We start from the raw sequence: 24,299 nt of genomic DNA on the forward strand, positions 1-24,299 counted from the left end.
GATTTATGACATGTCGCGCACCTATCGCATCCGGGAAACACAAATATTACCCGTCTCACTGGCGCAGGCCTGGGATTATTTCAGCAATCCGGACAACCTGCAGCATATCACCCCGCCCGCCCTCGGGTTCCGCACCACCAGCATCCCGCAGGCAGGGCGCATTTACCCCGGGCAGGTCATCGAATACACCATCAGGCCGGTGATGGGCATCCCGCTTTACTGGATGACGGAGATCACACATGTGGATGACCAGCGTTATTTTGTGGATGAGCAGCGTTTTGGTCCCTACAGCCTCTGGCATCATCAGCATCATTTCAGGGAAGTGAGCGGTGGCGTGGAAATGACGGACATTATTCACTACCGCATCCCGCTGGGCTGGCTGGGAGACCTGGCGAACACCATTTTTGTGGGCCGCCAGCTGAAGGAATTGTTCCGCTACCGGCAGCAAATAATCCCTTCCTGCCTTACCGGAATTTTATTAACTTGACGGCTCAACATCCCTTGCTTATGAGCCGCTTATTAAACATCATGGACTGGTTCGGGCCACTCCCTGTATTCGAGAAAACGTTCTGGTGCATCACCATTTTCTTTTCACTGTTATTCCTTCTGCAGAATATCCTCAGCATGGCCGGCGGGGACCACGATCACGCCACCGGAGATGTGGACGATATGCTGGATGCGGATGACGGCATCGGTTTCCAGTTCTTTACCATCCGGAACATGTTCGGCTTCTTTACCATCTTTGGATGGACGGGGCTGGCCTGCATACACAGCGGCCTTTCCGGCACGCTCACCGTCATTATCAGCTGCGCGGCGGGCCTGGCCATGATGCTGTTGATGGCTTCCATCTTTTATTACACCGGCAAACTGGCCTACAACGGCACCCTCCGCATGGAGAACGCCCTTCGGGCCACGGCCACCGTATACCTCAGCGTGCCTCCCTCACGCAGCGGCATGGGCAAAATAAACCTCCAGGTGCAGGGCGCCTTCCGCGAGCTGGACGCCATGACGGACGACGTAGAGCCCATCCCCACGGGCGCGCTCGTAACCGTTACCAAAGTGGTGAACAACCAGATCCTTATCGTAACCAAACAAAACTAAATACCTATGGACTATTTACTGATTGCCATAGTGGTGGCGGTTGTATTCGTGTTTTCGCTACTCTATGCCTTATTCAAACGTTACAAACGCTGCCCTTCGGACCAGATCCTGGTAGTGTACGGTAAAGTGGGCAAAGGCCCGGACGGCAGCCACAGCGCCAGGTGTATCCACGGCGGCGCCGCGTTCATCTGGCCCGTGATCCAGGATTATTCCTTCATCGACCTCACGCCGATATCCATCGAAGTGAACCTGACCAATGCCCTCAGCCGGCAGAACATCCGCGTGGACGTACCCAGCCGCTTCACCGTGGCCATTTCCACCGAGCCCGGCATCATGACCAATGCCGCGGAAAGGCTGCTGGGCCTGCAACGCCCCGCCATTCACGACCTTGCGAAAGACATCATTTTCGGCCAGCTGCGCCTCGTAGTGGCCACCATGGATATAGAAGAGATCAACAACAACCGCGACAAGTTCCTGGCAAACGTTGCCTCCAACGTAGAAGCGGAGATCAAAAAAATCGGCATGAAGCTGATCAACGTGAACGTAACGGACATCAAAGACGAATCCGGCTACATCGAAGCATTGGGTAAAGAAGCCGCCGCGAAAGCGATCAACGAAGCGAAAAAGAGCGTGGCGGAGCAGGAGAAAATCGGGGAAACCGGTAAAGCCGAAGCGGACAGGGAAAAAGACATCACTATCCAGCAAACCCTGAAGAACAGGGACGTAAGCATTGCCGAAACCCAGCGTGACCGCGACACCCAGATCGCCACCGCGAACAAAGACAAATCCATCCTCATTGCCGCCGCCAACAGGGACGAGGCCATCGGTAAAGCGGAAGCGGAAAGAGATACCCGCATCCGCGCCTCCCAGGCCAACGCACTCGCCGTGGAGGGCGAAAACACCGCGCGCATCCAGATCGCGCAGTCCGAAGCCAGCCGCCGCGAAAGAGAAGCGGAAGCCGCCAAACGCGCCATTGCCGCCGAGAAGATCCAATCCGCAAAAGCGCTTGAAGAAGCTTACGTGGCGGAAAGAAAAGCGGAAGATGCCCGCGCGGACAAAGAACGTGCCTCGCAGAATGCGAACGTGGTGGTGACCGCCGAGATACAAAAACAAAAAGCCATCATCGAAGCACAGGCCGAAGCTGAAAAGATCCGTGAAAAGGCCCGTGGTGAAGCAGATGCGATCTTTGCCAAAATGCAGGCCGAAGCGAAAGGTATGTTTGAGATCCTCACCAAACAGGCGGAAGGCCTTGACCGCATCGTGCAGGCCGCCGGCAACAGCTCCAAAGACGCAGTACTGCTGCTGATCGCGGACAAACTGCCGGAGCTGGTGAAAATGCAGACCGAAGCCATCAAAAATATCAAGATCGACAAGGTGACCGTATGGGAAGGCGCGGGCGGCCAGAACGGCACCTCATCCACCGCCAACTTTATCAGCGGCCTGTACAAAGCCGTTCCGCCCCTGCAGGACATGTTCAATATGGCCGGCATGGACCTGCCCAACTACCTGGGCAAACAGCAGAACGGGGACAACATCCTCCCCCTGCAGGATAAAGAATAACGGTAAAATTATTATCTTCATCGGGCAACCTTGTGCGGGCACTCCTTCACAAGGTTGCCTTTTTAATTCCATGCCTTTATGAGCCGTAGCCTTTTTTTCCTCTGCATCGCCTGTTTCACCGTCTTTGCCCGCGGATATGCACAGCCCATCGTGCCCCAGCTGGACAAAAGAGTGATGATCATGGAGAACCCTCCCATGGCCGCCTGCCACGCCTCCACTATTGTGGACCTTGGCAAGGGGAAACTGATGGCGGCATGGTTTGGCGGCAGCCGCGAAGGCAATAAAGACGTGACCATCTGGACAGCGCTCAATGAAAACGGCAAATGGAGCGAAATAAAAGAGATAACCAACGGCGTGATCAACGACACGCTCCGTTATCCCTGCTGGAATCCCGTGCTGTTCAAAACCAAAGCAGGCAAACTTTTCCTTTATTACAAAGTAGGCCCCAACCCACGGCAATGGTGGGGAATGATGATGAGTTCCACGAACAACGGCAAGACCTGGAGCGCCCCGGAAAAGCTGCCCGAAGGCATGCTGGGCCCGATCAAAAACAAACCCCTGCAACTTTCCAACGGAGATATCCTCTACCCTTCCAGTACGGAAAGCCATGACAACCAAAAATGGCACATCCACCTCGAAAGATCGGACCGCAATGGCCGCAACTGGTCGCGCGTGGAGATCAACAACGATACTTTCGGCGTAATACAGCCCAGCATACTCCGTTACCCGCACGACTCCCTGCAACTGCTCTGCCGCAGCCGCAATAATGTGGTGGTACAGGCCTGGTCCGGGGACAACGGGAATACCTGGGGACCGCTGAGCCCTACAGACCTGCCCAATCCCAATGCGGGAACAGACGCGCTCACGCTGGCCAACGGCCTGAAAGTGATCGTATACAATCCCCTGCTCCCCGGCGTCCAGTGGTGGGAAGGCAGGAGCCGCCTGTATGTGGCCGTGTCCGAAGACGGGGCCGCCTGGCAGAATGTATTTGCGCTGGAAGACGAAAAAACGGGAGAATACAGCTATCCCGCGGTGATACAGTCACCCGACGGCCGCGTGCATATCACCTATACCGCGGACAGGAAAAATATCCGCCACGTAGTGCTGCTGATCAATCGTCCTGAGAAACCCGCGAAGCCTGCCGAAACTCCTCCTGAGGAGGAGTAGACCAATACTGGTAGACACGGAGCAGCCGGATGACGTAGAACGTGTTGAGGAGTATCACCGGCACCATCCACCAGCCGTAGGAAGGGGCAACAAATTTCCTAAGGATGGAATACACCAGCCACATGGCATACAGGAGATAGAAAATCTCCAGCGCCACCAGCAGGCTCACAGCGCAAAGCGACAAGAGCACTCCCCACTTTTTCTCCAGCACCACCCCGAAGCCGCCGATACCGCAGATAATGTACAGCACGCTCGTGGCGAAAGTTGCGCCCGTCTGCGTGACCGCGGTACTTACGTGGAACAGGGAATCAGAAGACCGGGAGAAATCGAGGTTGATAAGGCCGTAAAAAGAGACAAGACCAAAGATCATGGTGATAACGGCGATGGCTTTCAGCCAGATAGGAATACGGTAGTCCATAGATTAAGATTTGGTATCAGTTAGTTTTTCCATTTAGCGGCCGGTTATTTTTGATATACGGTTCTTCCATTCCCTGCGTATGAACAGCATCCTGATCACGCAGGCCAGGAGCAAAAACAGCGGGACAATCAGTGTGATATTGTCTAGATTCAAACGGGGCAAATTTCCATAACTAAGACTGGTCTGCATCAATTCTATGAAAAAGAACCCCATCGGCAATATAGCGAGGCTAAAAACGATCAGGGCGAACAGCACAGCGGAGCGTTTTTCCCGGAACAACATCCACCCGGCGGGTAATACCAGGAATACATCCAGTATAAACAGCATGGCCGTTGCTCTCCTAAAGTTGCTCAGGCTCTCCGTGACGATCATCAGTCCCCGCTCCGCCAATACTTCTTTCAAAAATAAATAGGATACCGCACCGGCGCCAATCATCAGGAGGATCACGGATACTTTCATCCAGAGCGGGAAAAGCTCCCGCCTGAATTTCGGGGCGGCGAATTCTTCTTCTGCGAGGAGGTCTTCATGAGGTACAGGGATACTCATCAGTACTGCTTTTTGTATGACCGTTTATTTGCCCGCCACTCCCTTTACCCAGGCACGGCGGATCTTAAACAGGCGGATCAGAATGGTAATCAATATTGCCAGTGACGCCAGCGTAATCAGTGACTGGATAATCAGCCCGGCAGGCGTATTATATTCAGCACTCCCGTAGAAGAACAGAAAACGGGCAAAATATAGCAGCACACTCAGCACGGAAAGGCACAATACGACGATCCCGGCCGGGGCAGCAGGTTTCCATTGCCGCAGCAGCCCGATGAATACAAAGGCTTCCAGTAAGTCCAACAACACAAAAACGATCAGCGAGACGGTCTGGCTTTCCGGCACAGCGAGGCTGTTTTTCCATACCACCAGGTAAAACTGGACACTGCGGAGGATGGAATACAGTTTATAAAAGATCAGCACCAGCAGCAGCTTGCTCATCCACGACGGGATGAGGTCTTTGCGGATGGCGGGCTCTTCAAGCCCGGGACCGTTCAGTAAATCTTCTGTATTTGAATTATCCATCATGACGATATTGGATTATCTCTTACGCATCCCGGAGGGTTGATACTCCAGCCACCTTTTGAAGATGAGGATGAGTTTCACCAGGAAAACCAGCAGCAATATCATTATAATTACAACAGGAACTATCAGGATTTCTCCTCCCCTGCCGATTATTGCCGGAAATACGAATAAAGATACTATGCATATAAACAGATGAAACACTACACTGCCAATCATGCCAAAGATCGCCCATTTTTTTTCTTTCAGCAGTTGGATACCCGCAACGCCTCCAATAACAAATATAACTCCCAAAATCGCCGCTGTAATAATTGTGAATGTCGGTACATCTTTCGTCTGCCCCGATAACGGTACCATCATAAAAACCGCGAGGGAAAAGCCGGAAAAAGTCAGCACTCCTGCGAACAGCTGCACCCATACTGGCATCAGCTCGTTCCGGGAAATGGCCGCTTTGAGTGTTTCTTCGTGGAGAATGTTGTCCTGCATGGAATCTGTACGCATAGGTATAAAGGAACTGTTATTCAGGCGGCACTAAACGATCACCACCTCGATGCCCATATCTTCCAGCAGCTTCACCATGTGTTCGGAAATGCCTTTGTCGGTAATGATCTGGTCCACTTCTTCCAGCCTGCAGATCCTGCCGAAGCCGCGTTTGCCGAACTTGGAGGAATCCGCCAGTACAATGGTCTTTTGCGCGGCGGCTATCATCTGCTGGTTCAGGTGGGCTTCCGCGATGCTGGTAGTGGTGAGGCCAAATTCAACGTCGATGCCGTCCACCCCGAGGAACAACTTGCTGCAGGAGAAATCCTCCAGGATCTTTTCCGCGTAGGGTCCGGCTACGGACGAGGAATTGTTCCTGATCACGCCGCCCAGCTGCACCACTTCTATTTCATGATAGCGGTTCAGCTCCAGCGCAACGTTGAGCGCAGAGGTAATGATCATCAGCGGGCCGCGCGGCTGGATATGTTTGGCCAGGGCCAGCACGGTAGTGCCGGAGGCTATAATAATGGCGTCTCCCGGGAAAATAAGGGAGGCCGCCGTTTTACCAATATTGTTCTTTTCTTCCCGGCGGATCTTTTCCTTTTCGTTTACCGGCTTGTCGTTCGTATAGGGGTTCTGCACAGTGGCGCCGCCATGGGAGCGGTACAGCAGCGATTTATCCTCCAGCAGCTTCAGATCCTTACGGATCGTTACGCCGGACACATCCAGTTCTTTGCACAACTCCACCACATTCACATAACCTTTCTCATATAACCTGCTTAGGATAAACTTGTGCCGCTCCGCGATATTGATCATTGACATGGGTTGAAAAATTATAACTATTTAACGTAGAAACTTCGTTATGCATATTGAAAATCACCCACTTGGATTTCCCTGGGGCTTCAATTTCCTGTAAAATACGGAGGATTTTCCTAAAAATAGGCAATTCCCTGATTCCCCACGCACGGCTTAAACATTGTTTAACATTGATAACGTAATCATTTTCAACAATATCGATCCGCCCTCCCTGGTTTTACCTTCAGTCTTCCCCTCCCGCCGGGAATTTCGGGATATTTTATAAATAAGTTTCATTTTATTTACTTTTGTTTTCAATTTTTATATTTTTGACCTGAAACGAAAGAACATAAAAGCCAGAATCGATATATAAAATAATACTGATACAATTTGCAGAGGAGAAGGGCCACGTTTAAAAAGCAAACTTCCGGGTCAAAAGCCGGAACTGGAAACTGATAACATGCTACTCACGGGATCCGCCGGGCAAACCCGGCTCCATCGCTACTCAGCTTTATTATGCCATCGCTTCGTGGCCGCTTTTGACGGACCAATTCAGATAACTGAGCTATTCAAACAAGTAAAATCAAAGATTATGGAGCTTTTTAAGCGATCACTCCTCATCCGCTTCCTGGCGGTTTGTACCGGAGTCATTTGCCTGTCTTCCCTTACCCTCCGCGCGCAGGATCTGCCCATCTCGGGGAAGGTAACCTCCGCCACGGACGGCAGCCCGCTCATGGGCGTCAGCATCCAGGTGGCGGGCACTTCCAGGGGAGTAGGCACAGACGCGAACGGCCTGTTCAAGATCAACGCCCCTACCGGCGCCGTCCTGAAGTTCTCCTTCATCGGCTATCTCGCGCAGGAAATCAAAATAACCAAAGCCGCCAACCTGGACGTCAAACTCCAGGAAGACGTGCAGAAGCTGAATGAAACCGTGGTGATCGGTTATGGCACCCGCAAAAAAGCCACCCTCACGGGCGCCGTTGCCACCATCGACATGTCCGAAAAGGAAGGCCAGCCCATCACGAACGTCAGCAATGCCCTGCACGGCACGCCCGGCCTTTTTGTGAACCTGAGCAACAGCCAGCCCGGCATCGACCGCTCCACCATCCGCATCCGCGGCGTGGGCACGCTCAATAACAACAACCCGCTGGTACTGGTAGACGGTATCGAATACTCCATGGACGAGCTGAACCCGAACGATATCGAGAACATCTCCGTGCTGAAAGACGCTGCCGCCGCCATTTACGGTTCCCGTGGCGCAAACGGCGTTATCCTCGTGACAACCAAAAAAGGTAAAGGCTCCCCCAAAGTAAATTACAGCTACTACCGCGGCTTCCACAAAGCCACCTACCTGCCGGACGCCATCAACGACCCGATCACTTACATGCGCACCAAAAACCAGGCGCTTAAAAACGAAAACAAAGCAGCCGAATATTCCGATGCCGAAATCGCGGAATACGAACAGGGCATGCTCACCGATAACATCACCTACCCGAAAAGCGACTGGTACAAGATCGCCGTTGACAATGGCTCCATTCAGAAACACGACCTGAGCATCGCCGCCAGCACAGACCAGTACCAGTACCGTCTTTCCCTCGGTTACCTGGACCGTGACGGTATCCAGTTCGGCCCCACCAATCACGCGAAAAACTATTCCCTCGGCCTGAACGCTTCCATGAACGTCACCAAGCGGCTGAAAGCGGGCATTTCCATCGACGGCTATTACCGCAATTACACCCAGCCCACTTACAACACCTTCTGGCAGGCCATGAGCCGTACGCTCCCCATCCTCACGGATACCCTGGCGGACGGCCGTTATGGCAACTCCTGGCTGAAGACCGCGGGCAGGAACAACTGGGAGCATCCCCGCCTGTTCGCCTACGGCGCCATCACCACCAAACTGGTGCAGCGTTTCCTGGCAACGGTGAATGCAGAATATAAACTTCCCTTCGACATCACTTACAACATCAAGTTCGGCGTGGATAAATATGACGGCCTGCTCACGGAAAATACGCCGAGGCTGCAGACCTTCAACCCGAAAACAGGCGCCGCCATCAACTGGAACAGCCCGGCCACCGCGCCCCGCTTCGGCAAAACGGATGAAAACGACATCTCGCTGCACTTCTACAATACCCTCGACTGGAGAAAGACCTTCGGCACCAAACACAACGTGTCCGCCATGATCGGTTCCAGTTACGACAACTTTGACAAAGACCAGTTCAACGCCACCATGACCGGCTACATGGACATCGGCGAAGCCACGCTCACCGCGCTGAACAGCGGCATCACCTTCAACGACATCGGCGGCAACACCACCCGCGATGTGATCATGTCATACTTCGGCCGCGCGAACTATGATTACGACGATAAATACCTTTTTGAATTCACCATGCGGGCGGATGGTTCCAGCCGCTTCGCCAAAAACAACCGCTGGGGTTATTTCCCCGCTGCATCGGCGGGCTGGCGCATAGACCGTGAGAAATTCTGGAACGTGAAGTTCATAGACCAGCTCAAGGTCCGCGCTTCCATTGGCCAGCTGGGCAACCAGGCTGTAGACCTTTACAGCTACGACCCCACCGTGAGCACCGGGCAGGATTACAGCTTCGGCGGTACGCTCCAGCAGGGCACCGCGGTAACGGCGTATACAGACCCGGGTATTCACTGGGAAACCACCACCACTTATAACGGCGGCGTAGACCTGAACATGTGGAAGAACCGCATCGGCCTCACCGTGGACGTGTATAAAAAACGGACAGACGGCATCCTCCGCCCCGTAAACCTTGCCGCACAGGTAGGTAACCTCACCGGCCCGCAAAGGAACGTAGGCACCGTGGACAACACCGGTTACGAGATCACCCTCCAGTACCGCGATAATATCAGCGCCGTAAACTATGGCGTATGGGGCAACGTGGCCTATAACAAAAACGAAGTGGTGGACCTGGACGGCGAAATCATCTACAGCGGCGCCACCATCACCAAAGAAGGTTACCCGCTCAACTCCTATTACATCCTGCAATCAAACGGATTTTACCAGAATGCGGATGAGGTGACAAGAGGCCCCAAACAGGGTACCGACACCCGCCCCGGTTATATCCGTTACAAAGACGTGAAAGGCGACGGCATTATCAACGGCGATGACCGTGTGATCATGAATGCATCTTCCATCATGCCTAAATACACCTTTGGTTTTGGTTTTAATGTAGACTGGAAAGGCATCTCCCTCACCACCGCCTGGCAGGGCGTGGCCGGCGTGAAAGTATATCCCAGGGCAAACCTCGCCTACCCGTTCGTGAACGGCGCAAATGCCACATGGGAATGGACCCGTGATACCTGGACGCCTGAAAACCCCGGTGCCCGCCTGCCGGTGCTGACCACGGGCGGTACGGGCAACTTCACCAACCTCTCCGATTTCTGGCTGAGGGACGGGAGTTACCTGCGTATGAAAAACGTACAGCTGGCGTATGCGCTGCCTGCTTCGCTGCTGCAAAAGGTGAAGATCAGCCGCGTATCCGTGTATGTAAATGCGGAGAACCTGCTGACTATTTCCAGATACAAAGATCTCGACCCGGAATCATTGCTTAACAGGAACGACCTGTATACCTACCCGATGCTGAAAACATTCACCGGCGGCATCAACGTTACTTTCTAATTCTCATAACTCATGCATATGCAAAAGATACTCATAGCGGCCGGAAGTGCATTGTTGCTGATAGCAACCGGCTGTAACACCAGTTTACTCGATACCAAACCCAACGACCGATTCCAGGAGTCCACTTACTGGACCTCTCCCGCCGCTGCAAGCGCGGGGCTGGTAGGTTGTTATTCCATCCTGAGAAACGACGGCATCTACGGCGGAAAAGGCTCCAACAACGCGACCGCGCTCTGGGACGAAACGCTGTCACCCAACGCATGGAACTACAGCAATTCCGCCAGCTTCAATTCCGTGGCCATGGGCGAGCACAACGCATCTACCGGCGGTATCGTGACCGCCCGCTGGGGTGACTGTTACGGCGGCATCGGCCGTTGCAACACTTTCCTGGCCAAAATAGAAGGCGTGCCCGATATGAGCGAGGCGGACAAAACAAAAATGAAGGGCGAAGCATATTTCCTGCGCGGCCTCTATTATTTCACGCTGGCCACCTATTACGGCGCCGCGCCGCTCATCCTGACGCAGCCGAACGAGGAAACAGATTCCGACCTGCCGCGCACACCCCGGGCGGAAGTAATTGCACAGGTGATCAAAGACCTGGATGATGCGATCAGCAGCCTGCCCGCCAAGTACACCAGCGCCGCCGACAAAGGCCGCGCCACCAAAGGCGCCGCAATGGCCCTGAAAGCAAGAGTGCTGCTGTACGAAGCCAGCCCGCTGATGACCGGCGGCGTGAGCGACCCCGCCAAATGGAGAGCCGCCGCCGATGCGGCCAAAGCCGTGATCACGGACGCCAATACATTCGGTTACAAACTGTATCCGAACTACCGCACCATGTTCCTGCCGCAAAACGAAAACAACACCGAGGTGATCTTTGACGTGCAGTACATCTTTCCCCTGCAGGGCAGCTCCTTCGACCTAATCTGCCGCCAGTACAATACCAATGCGCCCCTCCAGGACCTCGTGGACGCTTACCTGATGAAAAACGGCCTGCCCCGCACTGATCCCGCGTCCGGCTACGATCCCGCAAAACAGTGGAACAACCGTGACCCGCGCATGTACGCCACTTTCACCTATCCCGGCGATACTTACATGGGCGCCGTGGTGGCCAACAACCGTTTTGCCTTCACCGGTTACGGCATGAAAAAGTTCAGCATCTACGATAAAGAAAAAGCGCCTTCGGACAAGGAATCCCTCGTGGGCGGCCAGTCCGAAACCAACTTCATCGTGCTGCGCTACGCCGATATATTGCTGATGTACGCCGAAGCGCAAAATGAAGCGAACGGCGGCCCGGACAATACCGTGTACGCAGCCCTGGATTCCATCCGCAGCCGCGCAGGCATGCCTTTTATCAAGCCGGGTCTCGGCCAGGCAGACATGCGGAACGTGATCCGCCTGGAAAGAAGGATAGAGCTGGCCGGCGAAGGTTTATACTACAACGACATCCGCCGCTGGAAAACAGCGGAAACGGTGATGAACACCGACATATATAACTACAAGAGGGAAAGACAGGCTACCCGTTCTTTTGACAAGAACCGCGATTACTGGTGGCCGATTCCCACGGGAGAGAGGGACCTCAATCCTAATCTTGAACAAAATCCGTTCTATTAATATAGAATTGAGTAACGTGGAAAAATGAAAGCGGAAAGTTCTCTTTCCGCTTATTTTTTTTATGCCTGTATGTTCTATTTATTGCGCCTGCTGCATCACGCCCAGCAGAATCTTTTTGGCCGCATCGTCCATCGCCCCCGGCGCGCTGAGTGAATCACCGGGAATGAAGTGGCGTTTAAACGCCTGGATGGCGGCAGCGGTATCTTTCAGGTCATATCCCACCAATCTCAAACCCTGGAGCGTATTAAAGTTCTCCGGCACCTGGATGGCCGCCGTATCTCCGTACCATAGCCCGAAACCCTTTGCCGCCAGCCTGTCCCAGGGGAACAGTACGCTGGGGTCCACTTTCCGCTTCGGTGCTATATCGCCGTGACCGATAAAATTGGCGGCGGGGATATTGTACCGGCGTTTCAGCGTATCCAGCACTACCATCAGGCTGTTGATCTGCAGGGAATCGAATGGTTCGCTACCGTTGTTGTCCAGCTCTATGCCGATGGAAGAGGAATTGATATCCGTGACGCTGCCCCATTTGGACAAACCGCCGTGCCAGGCCCGCAGGTAGTCGTTCAGCATATGATGCACGGTGCCGTTGCGGCAGATCACGTAGTGCGCGCTCACCTGTGTACGCTCCAGCGTGAACGTTTTGAGGGTCTGCTCACAGGAGTTCTGCGCCGTGTGGTGAATAATTACGTAATTGGGTTTGCGGAGATTGAAGTTCGTAGTGCCAACCCATTCGGGGGCGGCTACGGCCGCTACGGGCACATTCCCCGGCTGCTGTTTCAAAACGTCCGCCCAGTGTTTGCTCTGGTGGCGGTATACCTTATTGGTGGCTTTGTACGGTTTGGGCGCGCAGGCGCTGAAGAAAACAACCGTAGCCAGGATCGTCAGTTTTTTCAACATCCCTAAATCTACAAAAAAGCCGTCGCGGAAACAACCGTAGTGAAATACCCGGAGCTAGGTATTGTAAAGATGAGTTATTCTTTATTTATTTGAATAATTATGCAACTATTCCTGTACACGCTGAAGGTTTGGCTCCCCTCTGTATTTCTTGCATTGATCTACCAGATGTTTTTCATCGGGGATGAAACATGGAGCTGGACGGGGTTTGGGTCAGTATTCCTCTTCAGCCTGGTGTTTAGTATACCCTTTGCCCTGGTATGCTGGTTTATCGCCGGAGCTTTGTACAAAAGGGATATACCGCTACAAAAGAAAAAAATCATTCTCGCCTGCGCCAGCCTTACAACATTCTTCGTCTCTACATTTTTTATCACCGGTAACATCCGGCCCACGCCGGATATCACCTTTCCATTCAGCGGAATGTTTATCATTGCCCTGCTCATATTCAGATTACCCTCCCGCACCCCGCTCACTGTCTCCGACTATCTCAAAGGCCGTCACATCCTGTTACGCGTACCGGAAAACAACCTGATGCTTCGCGGCATCGTATTATCAGAACTGAACATCTGGCCGATCAAAATAAAACTACAGGATAATGCACCGCATATGCTGCTGGACCTCCACTCGATGCAGGAAGATGAAGTTTTCACTTCTCTCAGCGACCAGACTACCGTGCAGGTAAAAGCTTTCACGGCGGGCCGGAAAGAATTCCTGTTCACCGGCACCCTGGAGCTGGATCATACATTGAACTGATGTTATCTGCGGTTAGCCGATCTGGATCTTTTTACCGCCTGCTTTGATGGAAGCGTAGATCGCTTCTATCACCTTCATATCACGGAGCCCTTCCTCTCCCGGTACGATATTGGGCGTATTGTTGATAATGGACATCGCCACACCGTCCATATGCGCGGCCTGCTGGTTGATATGCTTGATCTCCATCGGGCCTTTGCTGGTTCGGCCCACCTGGCCGCCGTACCCGAATGCGTTGTTCACCTCATACCAGCCTTTTTCCGCAGCCGCATACAGGCGGTTCACCCCCGCGGCATAAGTGGAGAAAGAGCTGGCGATGGCGCCGCTGGGGAAATATAACTGCCATGAAAGCGATTCTTCCACATCCACGAACTTCTCAGGCATCGTTTTGGGGAACTCCTGCGCGGTAACCGCCAGGGGCTCTTCCCCCACGGTATACCTTGCGCCCTGGATGGCGTATATACCAACGTCCATCAGCGGCCCGCCGCCGGACAGCGCATGTTTCAGCCTCCACTGCGCCGGATCGCCCGCCCTGAAGCCGTCGCTGGCCTCCACTATCTTCACGGCGCCAAATACCTTTTCGCGGGTGAGGCGCATCATTTCAAGATGGAAGGGGTCGTAGTGTAATCTATAGCCGATAGCGAGCTGTTTGCCCGCCTGCTTGCAGGCGTCTATCATCGCCTGGCCTTCTTTTACGCTCACCGCCATCGGTTTTTCGCAGATCACATGTTTGCCGGCCTTTGCCCCGCGGATGGTAAATTCCGCGTGCATGGAGTTCGGCAGCACGATGTACACCACATCAATGTCTTTGTTATCGGCAATGCGGTCGAACGTCTCGTAATTATAGATGTTCTTTTCGGGGATCTTGTATTTCTCCACCCATACCGGGATCTTGGATGGCGTGCCGGTCACAATCCCTCTCAGCTCAATATTGCGGGTTTGCAGCAGGGCTGGCGCCAGTTGGTTTGTGGCGTAGCCGCCGAGACCGACGAGGGCGATGCCCAGCTTTTTGTCACCCGGGGGGATGGCCAGCCCGGCGAGCGGAGAAGCAAGCGCTGAGGCGCCGAATAAAGCGGAATATTGCAGGAAACTACGGCGGGTATGTGTCATAAAGAAAGGTTTTAGGAAGAGCATAAAAGATACAATTCTCCCTCCGTAAATGCAATCCCCTTTCCGAAATTTCGTTATCTTGGATGTACCTGCACCTGTCACTGAAATTAACTGAGCTTATGATCAACCTCCTGTCCCCGGCAAGAACGGTACTGATATTTCTTCTATTCGGCATTACCTGGGTGTTGTCCACAGACTCCCTGCTGCGGTGGTTGGCGGATAACACACCCGGTCTCATATGGGAAGGACAGCATAGCAAAGGCATCCTTTTTGTTCTTATTTCCTCCGCATTGTTATACTGGCTGCTGAAAAAATACAAACGTTCCCTGCAATCGTCCGAAACGGCATACATCCGCATCTTCCGCGAAAGCCCGCAGCCCATGTGGATCTACGACCGCAAAACTTTGTACTTCGTGGATGTGAACGATGCCGCACTGGACCTCTACGGTTACAGGCTGGAGGAGTTCCTTCAATTGTCCATCCTCCAGATACGCCCGCCCGAAGAGGTGTACAAGGTGCTGGAAGCAGTGAAAAACACCGGCACCGGCTTCCGTGATTTTGGTACCTGGAAACATCTCAAAAAAGACGGCACACTTCTGTATGTGGAAGTACACACCTTTGGTACGGTATACAAGGGCCGTGAAGTGGAGATCGTCAGTGCCTGGAATGTGACGGACAAACACGAGGCCTTCGAAGCCCTCTCCCGCCACGAAGTACTGCTGGACTCCATGATCAACAGTACGGAAGACCTTATCTGGGCGGTGGATGACGCGCAGCGTTTCACCGCGTTCAACAAGGCATACCATCATACTATCCAACAATTCACCGGCGTAAACATCGAGGCCGGCACCAGGCCGCAGCTGGCTCGGGATGAAGCGGAATACCTGAAATGGCAGGGATATTACGAAAAAAGCCTGCGGGGAGAAAAACAGACGATCGAAGAATCCGTTGAAATGGCAAACTACGGTCTATCCACCGCTGAGATCACCTTCAACCCGATCATCAACGACGACAAGATCGTAGGCGTGGCCTGCTTCGCCCGCGACATTTCCGAACGTAAAAAACAGGAGCTGCGCATACGGCGGGCATTGGAACGGTACGACATCGTAACCCTCGCCACCCACAACGTGATATGGGACTGGGACCTCAAAGCGGACAAGGTGCTCTGGAACAACAACCTGTTCACCCTCTTCGGCCATAAGAACGAAAGCACCGCGGGCGAATGGTGGAAAGATCATGTCCACCCGGACGATGTGGATGAAGCGGTAAAGGCCCTCAACGGGGCCATTGCGCAACACGGGGAAAAATGGGCCGTGGAATACCGCTTCCGCTGCGCCAATGGTCACTACCGTTATGTGTCAGACCGTGGCTATGTGCTGTACAACGACGACGGCAAACCCTACAGGGTGATCGGCGCCATGGAAGATATCGACGTTAAAAAAACCTATATAGAAGAGCTGAAAAAACTGGCGCACATGAGCTCCCACAGCCTGCGCAGGCCCGTAGCCTCCATGCTGGGTGTGGTAGCGGCGCTGAACAAAGAAGACCTGGGCCACCGGGACAATCTCCCGCTGCTGGTTTACGTGGAAAAGATCGCGCTGGAAATGGATACGATCATTCACGACGTGGCTGAAAAGTGCAATCATATTTTCATGGAAGTGGAGCAATAGTTCCAGGCCGGCCGGGAGCCGCCAGTACGGCTCGGAATAATAGCGCATTTTTTCCCCTCCGCCGTTTTAGGCTGCTACACTTCCAGCATTCTCCTTGCCCGCCAGTTTTTATCGTAGTACACAAAAAAGGCCAGCCAGATGCTCCGGGAGAGCCGCATCAGCAGCGGTTGTATCAGTATCAGTAAAAAGCCGTTCACGCCCAGCCACCAGTACACGCTGTTGTCTTCCAGGGAAAAGCCAAGTAATACCCACCAGGCCACAAACGTGGCCACGCTGGTAGCAATGGCCAGTGCATAACTCACATAACCCGTCCCGAAATAAAAGCCGGTCTCAGGCTCTGTAAGCTGGCCGCATTCGGGGCAGCGTTCGTTCATTTTCATGAACCGGAAAAGGTTGTAAGGATTGGTATCTTCGAAAAGCCTGCCCTTTCTGCAACGCGGGCATTTGTTGCCCAATACGCTCAGTAAAAGGTTGGGCTTACGGTCTGTTCTTTCGGCACACATGGTATTTCAGATTAAGCTGTTTCTAAATTCTTCGGGGGTAATTCCTTCGTATTTTTTAAAGAAGCGGGAGAAGTAGGAATTATCTTCGAAGTTGAGGTCCGTGGCGATCTGCGTAACGGTCAGGTCTTCGTTTGTAAGCATCCGTTTGGCCTCCAGCAGCACGCGTTCCCTGATCAGTTCACCGGCCGTTTTGCCCAGCAGGTCCTGGCAGAGCGCGTTCAGGTGATTCGGCGTGATATACATAAGCTCCGCATATTCCTTCGGGAGGCGCAGCCTGCGGTAATGTTTGTTGATCAGCTGCCTGAAGTTCCGCAGCACCAGTTGTTTTTGCTGGGGCACTGCTTTTTTGGGCTCTTTCACGGTCACACGATTCACCAGCAGGAATAATTGCAGCAGCAACACGCGTATCATGTCCGCCTCATTCGCACCTGCCGCTTCTTTCAGCACCTGTTCAAACACAGCTTTCACTTCTTCCCTGCCGTTTGCCGGGATGTTGAGCACCTGCTCCTTACTGTTGCCGCTGAAAAAAGGAAAATGTTCCAGGTACTGGTGCTGCATGAGGAAAGCATGAAAAAAAGAAGCGGAGAAGTGGATCACATAACCGTCCGTGCCTTCCTTAAAATGCCAGCTGTGCACCTGGCCCGGCGTCATGAAATAGATCTGCCAGGGTTGCACGGTGTACCGGGTGAAGTCCAGCGTATGTTCACCATTGCCTTTGGTAAAAAGTACCAGGTGGTAGAAATTGTGCCCGTGCTGCTGGTGGACGCGCTGGTAGTTCTTTTTAAGGTAACCCTCCAGCCGCTCGGCCAGCAGGTCCTGGTGCTGGTGACCCGCGCTGATGGTGCAAATATCATATACCGGGATGGTCTGTTTCATGACAGTGTAAAGGTACGACGGAAGCTGCGGGTGGCAAACGAAGATTCAGGGGTTTTGTGGGACTTTTTACTGATTAGCTGTAAAAAGAGGGTTTTCATAATTACCGGTCCTGTGTAAAAAAGAATGCCTGTGCCTTACCGGTTTGCATCAAAAAAGACCGGCGCCAATAAAAGCGCCGGTTGTTACTTATCCTATCTTGAGCTATTACGATCTTATATATTATTCATTGTCATTGATCACTGTTTTGATCCGGAACTTTTTCTGCCCGCCGGGCACGGGCCACATCACTTCCTGTCCCTCCCTGAAACCTATCAGGGCCACGCCCACCGGGGCCATCACGGAGATCTTCCTTTGTTTGATATCAGCTTCTTCCGGCATTACGACGGTCAGTTCCATTTCTTTGCTTTTGTTGGTTTCCTGTACGATCACACGGGAATTCAGGCGCACCACGTCCGCCGGGAATTCGTCCTTGCTCACCAGTTTCGCCTTCCTGAAGTCCGCCAGCAGCGATTCCACCACTTCGGGCGTAAACGCGCTGACGCGTTCATCTTCCTGGAGGCAGGCCTGTAATATTTCAAAGTCGTCTTTTCTGAATACGAGCTGATGTTTTGTCTTTTGCATCGGTTATAATTTTTTATATGAATGAAAATTCCGGCCCGCGTGCAATGGCGGCTCCGAAATATAAATATGTCTGGATGGAATTCCCGGGCTTCCTTATTCCCGGTCAGGCAGATGGAGAAGTATTATATTGTCCTGGTGTACAAACATCATGCCTTCCGCGGCCTACCAGACCCTCAGCAGCCAGCGGAGCTGACCTGAAAGATTGGCTTTGGCGGTTCCGGGTTGTTTTTTTCTTGCGTTTTTTGTCACGATCAGTAGTAATGGAATGGTCAGGCACAATGCCCAATACCAGCCGGAATGCCTCGTTAAGCCGGCGCGCAATACGACCGCGTTCAGCGTTACAAGTAAAACCAGCACCATGCCGCTGACCGGAACAATTTCTTTGTTCTCAGTCATAGCAATTCGCCTTAAAATGTTTTAATGAATAAGCAGGAAGCCCCTGAACCCTGGCATTACGATAATCGGTTCAGGGCAAGCGTATTGAAGTCCTTAAAATTTGAGAAGTAATATAACTTCTTGCAGAATGTGCGGAATTGTTTGCTGATGCAGGTATACAGCGGCATCACGTCCTGTGCGGGACGGTTTGCGGTGATGCGCGGATGCTGATATAATATTGTACCTGACATTATGCGAATATAAGAAATTTATGTCGAAATACCCGTTTTAACGCTTCTTTAGCATTTACAGCCGGTAATTAATTTGGAATTTCTACTGCCGTTCACTTACTTTGTATTTCAAAGTGCTTTCAATCTAATATTTTCCGACATCAACGGGCTGCTCATCCAGCCTTATTTTTCACCCTTTTACTTTGTAGTACAAAGTAATAACAAGATTCCCATGCATACTACGCACGACTGGGTCCGGTTCTTCCGCCACAACGCCACACACCACCGCGTGAACTGGGACCTTATGCCCGGCATCACTCCTTCGCAGACCAAAACTATTCTCCGCCACCTCCAGGCCTGGCAGCTCGGCGAAACCTCCGATGGCCGCCATCTCCTGCGCGCCGCATTCCTGCACGCACGCAAGACCGGTGACGAACATTTTGTGGAAGCGATGCAGCTTTTTATTAAAGAAGAACAAAAACATGGCGAGAACCTCGGCCGTTATCTCGATATGATCGGGCAGCCCAGGGTGGGCCACAACTGGGGCGATACGCTCTTCCGCAAAGCCCGCCACTTCAACACCAGCATGGAAGCCTGGACGCTCGCCGTACTCACCGTGGAAAGTGGCGCACAGGTGTTTTACCAGTCGCTGAAAGATGCCACTTCATGCGTGCTCCTGAAACAGATCTGCCGCGAAATACTCATCGACGAAGCGTATCATATCGAATTCCAGCGGGAACGGATGGAACAGATCTTCCGGGCAAAATCCTCTTTATCCAGGCTGGTGTGCAAAATAGTGTACCGGGTGTTTTATTTCTCCACCATTCACGTAATGTGGTTTGCCCACCGCGAACTGTTCAAAGCAGGCGGGAACACCTACGGCAGCTTCCTGCGCAAGATGCGGTACAAGTATCATAAAACGCTGCACCGGATCACTTCCGCCGAACCGGCGCCCCAACTGTCTTATTCGTAAAACGCTGATGAAGGAAAACGTATCTCAACTATCCTACTCATGAAACAAATCGAAAAAATGCTCCTGCTGAGCATATCGTTCATGTGCCTGCTACTGGCCGGGCGCATGCTTTATACGCAAAGCCTTACCTATGTTTTCCTGGCATGGAACACTTTCCTGGCCCTGATCCCGCTGATGATGAGCAGGAGATTAAAGCCCGGCGAAAAACTTCACTGGCGGAACATTCTCAAACTGGCGGGCTGGCTCCTGTTTTTCCCCAACGCCCCTTACCTGCTCACCGACCTGTTCCACTTCCATTCGGCACCGCCCGTGCCGGTATGGTACGACCTTTTCCTGTTGTCCACCGCGGCGTGGAACGGGCTCTGGCTGGGGATGATCTCGCTGATGCGCGTGGAACAGTTCCTCGCGGGATGCCTGACGTCACGCCCCGTGTATCTCTGCCTGGGGGCGGCTTCACTCCTTTGTGGTTACGGCATTTATATCGGCCGGTTCCTGCGGTTCAACAGCTGGGATGTGTTCACCGCGCCCTATGCTTTGCTGCAAAACATGGCGGGGCATTTTATTCATCCCTTTCATCATGCGGAAGTATGGGCTTTCACGGCTTTGTTCGCCATGATGTTCGGGCTTTTTTACTACACGCTCAAGATGCTCCGCTCCTCCGCATTATGCTGATCCGATATTTATAATTAATTTCCCTCTTCCTAAAACCTACGGAACTATGGGAATTACCATTGGAATCATTGTTGTTGCCGCCATCCTGTTGATCTGGGCCGTGTCCGGCTACAACAGGCTGGTGAGCAAACGGAACCTCATGAAAGAAGGCTGGAGCGGGATAGACGTGAGCCTCAACAAACGTTATGACCTCATCCCGAACCTCGTTGAAACCGTGAAAGGCTATGCCGCGCACGAGAAACAAACGCTGGAACAGGTCACCAGTTACCGCACGGCGTCCATGAACGCCGCTACACCGCACGACAAGATGCAGGCGGAAGCCGGCCTTACGCGCGCCCTCGGCTCGCTGTTCGCCGTTGCCGAAAACTATCCCGACCTGAAGGCCAGCGCCAACTTTATTGAGCTGCAAACCGAACTGTCCGGCATAGAAAACAACCTGGAATCCGCCCGCCGGTACTATAATGGCACCGTACGCGAAAACAATACGCTCGTTGAAAGTTTTCCCACCAATATCATCGCCGGCATGTTCGGCTTCCGCACCGGGGAGTTCTTCGAAATCGATAACCCCGCGCACCGCGAAAGACCCAATGTGAAGTTCTGATGAAACATTTCTTTTTTGCCCTTGTCCTCCTGCTGCTCCACGGGCATACGCAGGCGCAGGAAACGGCTGCCACCACTTACATCCAGGACGGCGAGGAACACACCCTGTATTCCGACGGCATCCTGGACTTCCATTCGGACATACGCCTCTACCCCACCGGGGAAGCGCGCATCACCGAGCACATCAAAGTATTTACCGCCAGGTTCTACATCAAAAAAGGCATCTTCCGCAACATCCCGCTTTACCGCAGGGACAAAAACGGCAAGCGCAAACGTGTAGACATCCACGTTACAGAGGTACTGAAAGACGGCGTGCCCGAACCTTACACCGATACCGAGAATGACGGTGACCTCATGATCCGCATCGGCAGCGCGGATGTGGAGCTGGAGCCGGGCGTGTACGAATACGCCATCAGTTATTCCACTACCGGCCACGTCGGGTTCTTTGACAACTTCGACGAGTTTTACTGGAACGTGACCGGCTCCGGCTGGGACTTCCCGATCGTAAAAGCAAGCGCCACCGTGGAGCTTCCGAGGGGTGCCAAAACGGTGCAGGCAGCCTGCTACACCGGCCCGGACGGCTCCACCGCCAGCAACTGCACGGTATCCTACAACGCGGAAGGGTATCCCACCTTCACCGCCAGCCAGCTGCTGGAACCGGGCAGCGGTTTTACGATCTCGCCGGCCTTTACCCCCGGCGTCATCACCCGTCCCCCGCCACCCGGCTTCCGGGATAAGCTAAAAGAATGGTATGAGAACTACCGGGCTGTGCTTCTCGCCCTCATCGGCAGCGCGGGCCTGTTCTTTTATTTCTTTACCAGCTGGAAAAAACATGGCGTGGACCCTGTACAGCCGGTGGCCGTGCCCGCCTTTGAACCGCCGGACGGCCTTTCTCCCGCCGCCCTGCGTTATATCTTCAAACGCACCACGGACAATAAAGGGAACGCCGCCGCGCTGGTGAGCCTGGCCGTAAAAAAGGTGCTCCGTATTAAAGAAACAGACCGGGAAGAATATACGGTCGAGAAGCTGATTGACGCACCCAAAGACCTTCCGAAGGAAGAACAGAAGCTGTTCTCCGGCCTGCTTAGTTCCCGCAAACAGATTGCGCTGGACAATAAACAGTTTAAGATATTTGAGGCGGCGAACAATGCGTTCAACGCTTCTTTGTCCGAACAATACAGGATCAAGGATTATTTCCTGCCCAATACCAAACAGATATTGATCGGCGGCCTGCTTACGGGGCTGATCGTGTTTATTTATATGCTGTTGATCAATGCGGGTGTGTTTGTCCTGCTCCTGTTCGTCACGCCATTCCTGGGCGTGGGCGTGGCCATGCTGGTTAATGGTTTTAAAAAACTGCGCGAAGGTTGCGCCGGCATTCTTTACCTGGCCTTTGGCCTCCCGTTCACCATCGCGCCGGTCGTGGTCATGTTCTCCTTTATGGATGAAGTGCCTTTTGTGGCGCTGCTGTTCATGCTCGCGGCCAGCCTTGGATATGTCCTTTACATCAAGCTGATCAAAGCGCCCACACCGCTGGGTGCCGCCATGGACGCCAAGATCGAAGGGTTCAGGATGTACCTTGAGACTGCCGAAGAACACAGGCTGGACATGCTCACGCCGCCCGAACATACCCCCGCGCTTTTTGAAAGGCTCCTGCCCTACGCCATTGCCCTGGACCTGGAGAATCAATGGGCGGACAAGTTCAGCAGCGTGCTGGAGCAGGCGAACTACGATCCCACCTGGTATGCGGGGGACTACATGAACTACACACGTTTCTCATCCTCGTTCTCCAACCGCCTTACTTCTTCCGTGATGACCGCCCGTATGGACCCCACACCTCCGCGCAGCTCCGGCAGCAGTTCAAGCGGCAGCTCCAGCTGGAGCTCCGGCAGCAGCGGCGGCGGTTCTTCCGGCGGTGGCGGCGGCGGCGGCGGCGGTGGCGGCTGGTAACCCTTTGTAAAAGATCATTTCATCATAAAGACAGCGCCGGAAGGAATACTTCCGGCGCTGTTATTTTTATGGCGCTCAATGCCCGCTTATATTTTTTGCTGCGCTGACGTATCAGGGTTCTCCACGGCATTTTATCCTGCTTTCAGAAGCGGATATCTTTATCCGTTCAGTGCGGAACTATCTGGCGGCTGTACCATTCCGTGCTTCCGTTTTATGCTTTAAAAGCGGAACCTCACGCCTGCATTCAACCCCAGCCCGCCGATGTTGATATAAGACTTCAGATCATTGGCGGGGGCGTTGTCGTTTTTATAGTTTGTTTTGGTACCGGTGGTGCCGGTGGGTGTGTTCGAGTTCTGGTCCAGCACTGTTACATATTCTGTTTCGCGTTCGGCGGTGCTCAGGTCGTTCACGCCGCGCGTTTGCCGCGCAATCTCCGCGCCGGTGGTGGTATTTACGATGCGTGTTACTTCATCGTACTCTGTCACTTCCTTGCTTTTGCTTCTTACCGGTACGTTGCGGTATTCAGCTTCGGCAAATATATCCAGCTTGCGGGCCACTGCATAGTTGAAACCCAATGCACCCTGGAAACCAAAAGTGGGATTGGGTTTGATCTCTTCCTTACGATGAATGGTGGTTTGCGCCACTACCACCGCGGGCTGGCCCGGCACACTGCTCGTGCGGGTAGCATCCGTTTCGATGATCAGCCTTCCCCACAGCGGCACGACGAATCCGAAACGGACATACGGATTAAACTTTTCATACCCCGGGCTCACTACCAGGCTCGGGGCGAAATCAATAGCATTCACATGCCCGTGCGATTCGATACTGCCCACCACGGTATTGGTACCCTGTACGGTGGTCAGGTTCTTCGTCATCAGGTTCTTTTTGCTGTGGAAATAGTTGAACGTGCCCTCGATGGCAAAATGTTTATTGAGCGTATACCCGAAGGATAAGCCGCCGCGCACGCCCTCGCCGTAAGACCCGGTGAGCACCCGCTCTGAAAGGGTGGTCGTGGCCCCGGTGGTGGGATTTACGGCCACATGTTCGTCTCTCGGCGGGTATGGGCCCACGTCAGGGAACTGGCCGGGTGATACGCTGAAAAAATATCCGCCGGCTACTTTCATGTAAAATTTTCCTGGGGTGGACTGTGCATGTGCTCCGTGTGTAAATGCCATTGCCAACAATGCAAGGCAAAGCAGGGTTTTGCGATTCATACTTCAACTGTT

Annotated in this window: 25 protein-coding genes; 12 read left to right on the forward strand and 13 right to left on the reverse strand. The window is 53.3% G+C overall.

What is annotated here, in order from left to right; translation table 11 throughout:
- Positions 1-10: 10 nt before the first annotated feature.
- The 4 genes from EG028_RS07240 to EG028_RS07255 all read left to right on the forward strand — a co-directional run bounded on the left by EG028_RS07240 (position 11) and on the right by EG028_RS07255 (position 3,828).
- The gene (locus EG028_RS07240; RefSeq protein ID WP_120514939.1) at positions 11-487 is read left to right on the forward strand and encodes an SRPBCC family protein; all 477 of its coding nucleotides are present in this window, start codon (positions 11-13) and stop codon (positions 485-487) included.
- Between the two features lie 20 nt (positions 488-507).
- Entirely contained in the window at positions 508-1,101 is a 594-nt protein-coding gene (locus EG028_RS07245; protein ID WP_120514940.1) for a hypothetical protein, read from the forward strand.
- 6 nt (positions 1,102-1,107) lie between these two features.
- On the forward strand, positions 1,108-2,661 hold the full coding sequence (locus tag EG028_RS07250) for a flotillin family protein (protein ID WP_120514941.1): 1,554 nt from the start codon (positions 1,108-1,110) through the stop codon (positions 2,659-2,661).
- A 78-nt stretch (positions 2,662-2,739) separates the two neighbouring features.
- A complete protein-coding gene (locus EG028_RS07255) occupies positions 2,740-3,828 on the forward strand; it encodes a sialidase family protein (RefSeq protein ID WP_120514942.1) in 1,089 nt (362 codons plus the stop codon).
- Here the strand turns inward: EG028_RS07255 and EG028_RS07260 are convergent.
- From EG028_RS07260 to EG028_RS07280, 5 genes are read right to left on the reverse strand one after another with little or no spacing between them, the layout of a single operon-like run.
- A complete protein-coding gene (locus EG028_RS07260; protein WP_120514943.1) occupies positions 3,773-4,246 on the reverse strand; it encodes a hypothetical protein in 474 nt (157 codons plus the stop codon). The two genes, EG028_RS07255 and EG028_RS07260, sit on opposite strands and share 56 nt — an antisense overlap.
- A 33-nt stretch (positions 4,247-4,279) precedes the next feature.
- On the reverse strand, positions 4,280-4,792 hold the full coding sequence (locus EG028_RS07265) for a hypothetical protein (RefSeq protein ID WP_120514944.1): 513 nt from the start codon (positions 4,790-4,792) through the stop codon (positions 4,280-4,282).
- Between the two features lie 24 nt (positions 4,793-4,816).
- Complete coding sequence (locus EG028_RS07270; protein WP_120514945.1) at positions 4,817-5,317, reverse strand: hypothetical protein; 501 nt, start codon at positions 5,315-5,317, stop codon at positions 4,817-4,819.
- Between the two features lie 12 nt (positions 5,318-5,329).
- Positions 5,330-5,812 (reverse strand): hypothetical protein, encoded by a 483-nt coding sequence (locus tag EG028_RS07275; protein ID WP_120514946.1) that lies wholly within the window; start codon positions 5,810-5,812, stop codon positions 5,330-5,332.
- 30 nt (positions 5,813-5,842) lie between these two features.
- A complete protein-coding gene (locus EG028_RS07280; RefSeq protein WP_120514947.1) occupies positions 5,843-6,607 on the reverse strand; it encodes a DeoR/GlpR family DNA-binding transcription regulator in 765 nt (254 codons plus the stop codon).
- A 571-nt stretch (positions 6,608-7,178) separates the two neighbouring features.
- Here EG028_RS07280 and EG028_RS07285 point away from each other — a divergent pair.
- Both EG028_RS07285 and EG028_RS07290 read left to right on the forward strand, forming a co-directional pair.
- Positions 7,179-10,235: a SusC/RagA family TonB-linked outer membrane protein gene (locus EG028_RS07285; RefSeq protein ID WP_206614357.1), complete on the forward strand. Its 3,057-nt coding sequence runs from the start codon at positions 7,179-7,181 to the stop codon at positions 10,233-10,235.
- Between the two features lie 18 nt (positions 10,236-10,253).
- On the forward strand, positions 10,254-11,846 hold the full coding sequence (locus tag EG028_RS07290) for a RagB/SusD family nutrient uptake outer membrane protein (protein WP_120515159.1): 1,593 nt from the start codon (positions 10,254-10,256) through the stop codon (positions 11,844-11,846).
- 78 nt (positions 11,847-11,924) lie between these two features.
- Here the strand turns inward: EG028_RS07290 and EG028_RS07295 are convergent, their stop codons facing one another.
- Positions 11,925-12,746 carry an N-acetylmuramoyl-L-alanine amidase gene (locus EG028_RS07295; protein ID WP_120514949.1) on the reverse strand — a complete coding sequence of 274 codons (822 nt, stop codon included), beginning with the start codon at positions 12,744-12,746 and terminating at the stop codon, positions 11,925-11,927.
- A gap of 99 nt (positions 12,747-12,845) precedes the next feature.
- Between EG028_RS07295 and EG028_RS07300 the strand changes: the two genes are divergently transcribed.
- Positions 12,846-13,496 (forward strand): hypothetical protein, encoded by a 651-nt coding sequence (locus EG028_RS07300; RefSeq protein ID WP_120514950.1) that lies wholly within the window; start codon positions 12,846-12,848, stop codon positions 13,494-13,496.
- A gap of 12 nt (positions 13,497-13,508) precedes the next feature.
- Here EG028_RS07300 and EG028_RS07305 read toward each other — a convergent pair whose 3' ends face one another.
- Positions 13,509-14,603 carry a Gfo/Idh/MocA family protein gene (locus tag EG028_RS07305; RefSeq protein ID WP_120514951.1) on the reverse strand — a complete coding sequence of 365 codons (1,095 nt, stop codon included), beginning with the start codon at positions 14,601-14,603 and terminating at the stop codon, positions 13,509-13,511.
- Between the two features lie 119 nt (positions 14,604-14,722).
- Here EG028_RS07305 and EG028_RS07310 point away from each other — a divergent pair, with 119 nt between their 5' ends.
- Positions 14,723-16,273: a PAS domain-containing protein gene (locus tag EG028_RS07310; protein WP_162946247.1), complete on the forward strand. Its 1,551-nt coding sequence runs from the start codon at positions 14,723-14,725 to the stop codon at positions 16,271-16,273.
- A gap of 74 nt (positions 16,274-16,347) precedes the next feature.
- On the opposite strand, the gene EG028_RS07315 is transcribed toward EG028_RS07310, so the two are convergent.
- The 5 genes from EG028_RS07315 to EG028_RS27650 form a co-directional block, all read right to left on the reverse strand.
- Positions 16,348-16,776, reverse strand: coding sequence for a DUF983 domain-containing protein (locus EG028_RS07315; RefSeq protein WP_120514953.1), 429 nt, complete (start codon positions 16,774-16,776; stop codon positions 16,348-16,350).
- Positions 16,777-16,782: 6 nt separating this feature from the next.
- Positions 16,783-17,652: an AraC family transcriptional regulator gene (locus EG028_RS07320; protein WP_120514954.1), complete on the reverse strand. Its 870-nt coding sequence runs from the start codon at positions 17,650-17,652 to the stop codon at positions 16,783-16,785.
- A gap of 219 nt (positions 17,653-17,871) precedes the next feature.
- On the reverse strand, positions 17,872-18,273 hold the full coding sequence (locus EG028_RS07325) for a GreA/GreB family elongation factor (protein WP_120514955.1): 402 nt from the start codon (positions 18,271-18,273) through the stop codon (positions 17,872-17,874).
- A gap of 162 nt (positions 18,274-18,435) precedes the next feature.
- Positions 18,436-18,669, reverse strand: a complete 234-nt coding sequence (locus EG028_RS07330; protein ID WP_120514956.1) for a hypothetical protein — start codon at positions 18,667-18,669, stop codon at positions 18,436-18,438.
- A 56-nt stretch (positions 18,670-18,725) separates the two neighbouring features.
- Positions 18,726-18,899 (reverse strand): hypothetical protein, encoded by a 174-nt coding sequence (locus tag EG028_RS27650; protein ID WP_162946248.1) that lies wholly within the window; start codon positions 18,897-18,899, stop codon positions 18,726-18,728.
- A gap of 211 nt (positions 18,900-19,110) precedes the next feature.
- Between EG028_RS27650 and EG028_RS07335 the strand changes: the two genes are divergently transcribed.
- Genes EG028_RS07335 through EG028_RS07350 form a run of 4 tightly spaced genes read left to right on the forward strand, consistent with a single transcriptional unit; the run spans position 19,111 to position 23,073 of the window.
- Positions 19,111-19,851, forward strand: a complete 741-nt coding sequence (locus EG028_RS07335; RefSeq protein WP_120515160.1) for a ferritin-like domain-containing protein — start codon at positions 19,111-19,113, stop codon at positions 19,849-19,851.
- A 39-nt stretch (positions 19,852-19,890) separates the two neighbouring features.
- On the forward strand, positions 19,891-20,523 hold the full coding sequence (locus tag EG028_RS07340) for a DUF1361 domain-containing protein (RefSeq protein ID WP_120514957.1): 633 nt from the start codon (positions 19,891-19,893) through the stop codon (positions 20,521-20,523).
- Between the two features lie 46 nt (positions 20,524-20,569).
- Complete coding sequence (locus tag EG028_RS07345; RefSeq protein WP_120514958.1) at positions 20,570-21,124, forward strand: LemA family protein; 555 nt, start codon at positions 20,570-20,572, stop codon at positions 21,122-21,124.
- Positions 21,124-23,073 (forward strand): DUF2207 domain-containing protein, encoded by a 1,950-nt coding sequence (locus EG028_RS07350; RefSeq protein WP_120514959.1) that lies wholly within the window; start codon positions 21,124-21,126, stop codon positions 23,071-23,073. The genes EG028_RS07345 and EG028_RS07350 overlap by 1 nt, the downstream gene beginning before the upstream one ends.
- 218 nt (positions 23,074-23,291) lie before the next feature.
- Here EG028_RS07350 and EG028_RS07355 read toward each other — a convergent pair whose 3' ends face one another.
- Positions 23,292-24,287 (reverse strand): outer membrane beta-barrel protein, encoded by a 996-nt coding sequence (locus EG028_RS07355; RefSeq protein ID WP_120514960.1) that lies wholly within the window; start codon positions 24,285-24,287, stop codon positions 23,292-23,294.
- Positions 24,288-24,299: the final 12 nt, after the last annotated feature.

It is taken from the genome of Chitinophaga barathri (assembly GCF_003807585.1).
Taxonomy (GTDB): domain Bacteria; phylum Bacteroidota; class Bacteroidia; order Chitinophagales; family Chitinophagaceae; genus Chitinophaga; species Chitinophaga barathri.

Coding starts and splice junctions, on each gene's coding strand:
- EG028_RS07270 (WP_120514945.1), bottom strand. CDS start 5,317: ATGATGGATAATTCAAATACAGAAGATTTACTGAACGGTCCCGGGCTT.
- EG028_RS07280 (WP_120514947.1), bottom strand. CDS start 6,607: ATGATCAATATCGCGGAGCGGCACAAGTTTATCCTAAGCAGGTTATAT.
- EG028_RS07340 (WP_120514957.1), top strand. CDS start 19,891: ATGAAACAAATCGAAAAAATGCTCCTGCTGAGCATATCGTTCATGTGC.
- EG028_RS07315 (WP_120514953.1), bottom strand. CDS start 16,776: ATGTGTGCCGAAAGAACAGACCGTAAGCCCAACCTTTTACTGAGCGTA.
- EG028_RS07355 (WP_120514960.1), bottom strand. CDS start 24,287: ATGAATCGCAAAACCCTGCTTTGCCTTGCATTGTTGGCAATGGCATTT.
- EG028_RS07295 (WP_120514949.1), bottom strand. CDS start 12,746: ATGTTGAAAAAACTGACGATCCTGGCTACGGTTGTTTTCTTCAGCGCC.
- EG028_RS07255 (WP_120514942.1), top strand. CDS start 2,740: ATGAGCCGTAGCCTTTTTTTCCTCTGCATCGCCTGTTTCACCGTCTTT.
- EG028_RS07330 (WP_120514956.1), bottom strand. CDS start 18,669: ATGACTGAGAACAAAGAAATTGTTCCGGTCAGCGGCATGGTGCTGGTT.
- EG028_RS07290 (WP_120515159.1), top strand. CDS start 10,254: ATGCAAAAGATACTCATAGCGGCCGGAAGTGCATTGTTGCTGATAGCA.
- EG028_RS27650 (WP_162946248.1), bottom strand. CDS start 18,899: ATGTCAGGTACAATATTATATCAGCATCCGCGCATCACCGCAAACCGT.
- EG028_RS07250 (WP_120514941.1), top strand. CDS start 1,108: ATGGACTATTTACTGATTGCCATAGTGGTGGCGGTTGTATTCGTGTTT.
- EG028_RS07285 (WP_206614357.1), top strand. CDS start 7,179: ATGGAGCTTTTTAAGCGATCACTCCTCATCCGCTTCCTGGCGGTTTGT.
- EG028_RS07345 (WP_120514958.1), top strand. CDS start 20,570: ATGGGAATTACCATTGGAATCATTGTTGTTGCCGCCATCCTGTTGATC.
- EG028_RS07350 (WP_120514959.1), top strand. CDS start 21,124: ATGAAACATTTCTTTTTTGCCCTTGTCCTCCTGCTGCTCCACGGGCAT.
- EG028_RS07310 (WP_162946247.1), top strand. CDS start 14,723: ATGATCAACCTCCTGTCCCCGGCAAGAACGGTACTGATATTTCTTCTA.
- EG028_RS07240 (WP_120514939.1), top strand. CDS start 11: ATGTCGCGCACCTATCGCATCCGGGAAACACAAATATTACCCGTCTCA.
- EG028_RS07335 (WP_120515160.1), top strand. CDS start 19,111: ATGCATACTACGCACGACTGGGTCCGGTTCTTCCGCCACAACGCCACA.
- EG028_RS07325 (WP_120514955.1), bottom strand. CDS start 18,273: ATGCAAAAGACAAAACATCAGCTCGTATTCAGAAAAGACGACTTTGAA.
- EG028_RS07320 (WP_120514954.1), bottom strand. CDS start 17,652: ATGAAACAGACCATCCCGGTATATGATATTTGCACCATCAGCGCGGGT.
- EG028_RS07305 (WP_120514951.1), bottom strand. CDS start 14,603: ATGACACATACCCGCCGTAGTTTCCTGCAATATTCCGCTTTATTCGGC.
- EG028_RS07275 (WP_120514946.1), bottom strand. CDS start 5,812: ATGCGTACAGATTCCATGCAGGACAACATTCTCCACGAAGAAACACTC.
- EG028_RS07245 (WP_120514940.1), top strand. CDS start 508: ATGAGCCGCTTATTAAACATCATGGACTGGTTCGGGCCACTCCCTGTA.
- EG028_RS07260 (WP_120514943.1), bottom strand. CDS start 4,246: ATGGACTACCGTATTCCTATCTGGCTGAAAGCCATCGCCGTTATCACC.
- EG028_RS07300 (WP_120514950.1), top strand. CDS start 12,846: ATGCAACTATTCCTGTACACGCTGAAGGTTTGGCTCCCCTCTGTATTT.
- EG028_RS07265 (WP_120514944.1), bottom strand. CDS start 4,792: ATGAGTATCCCTGTACCTCATGAAGACCTCCTCGCAGAAGAAGAATTC.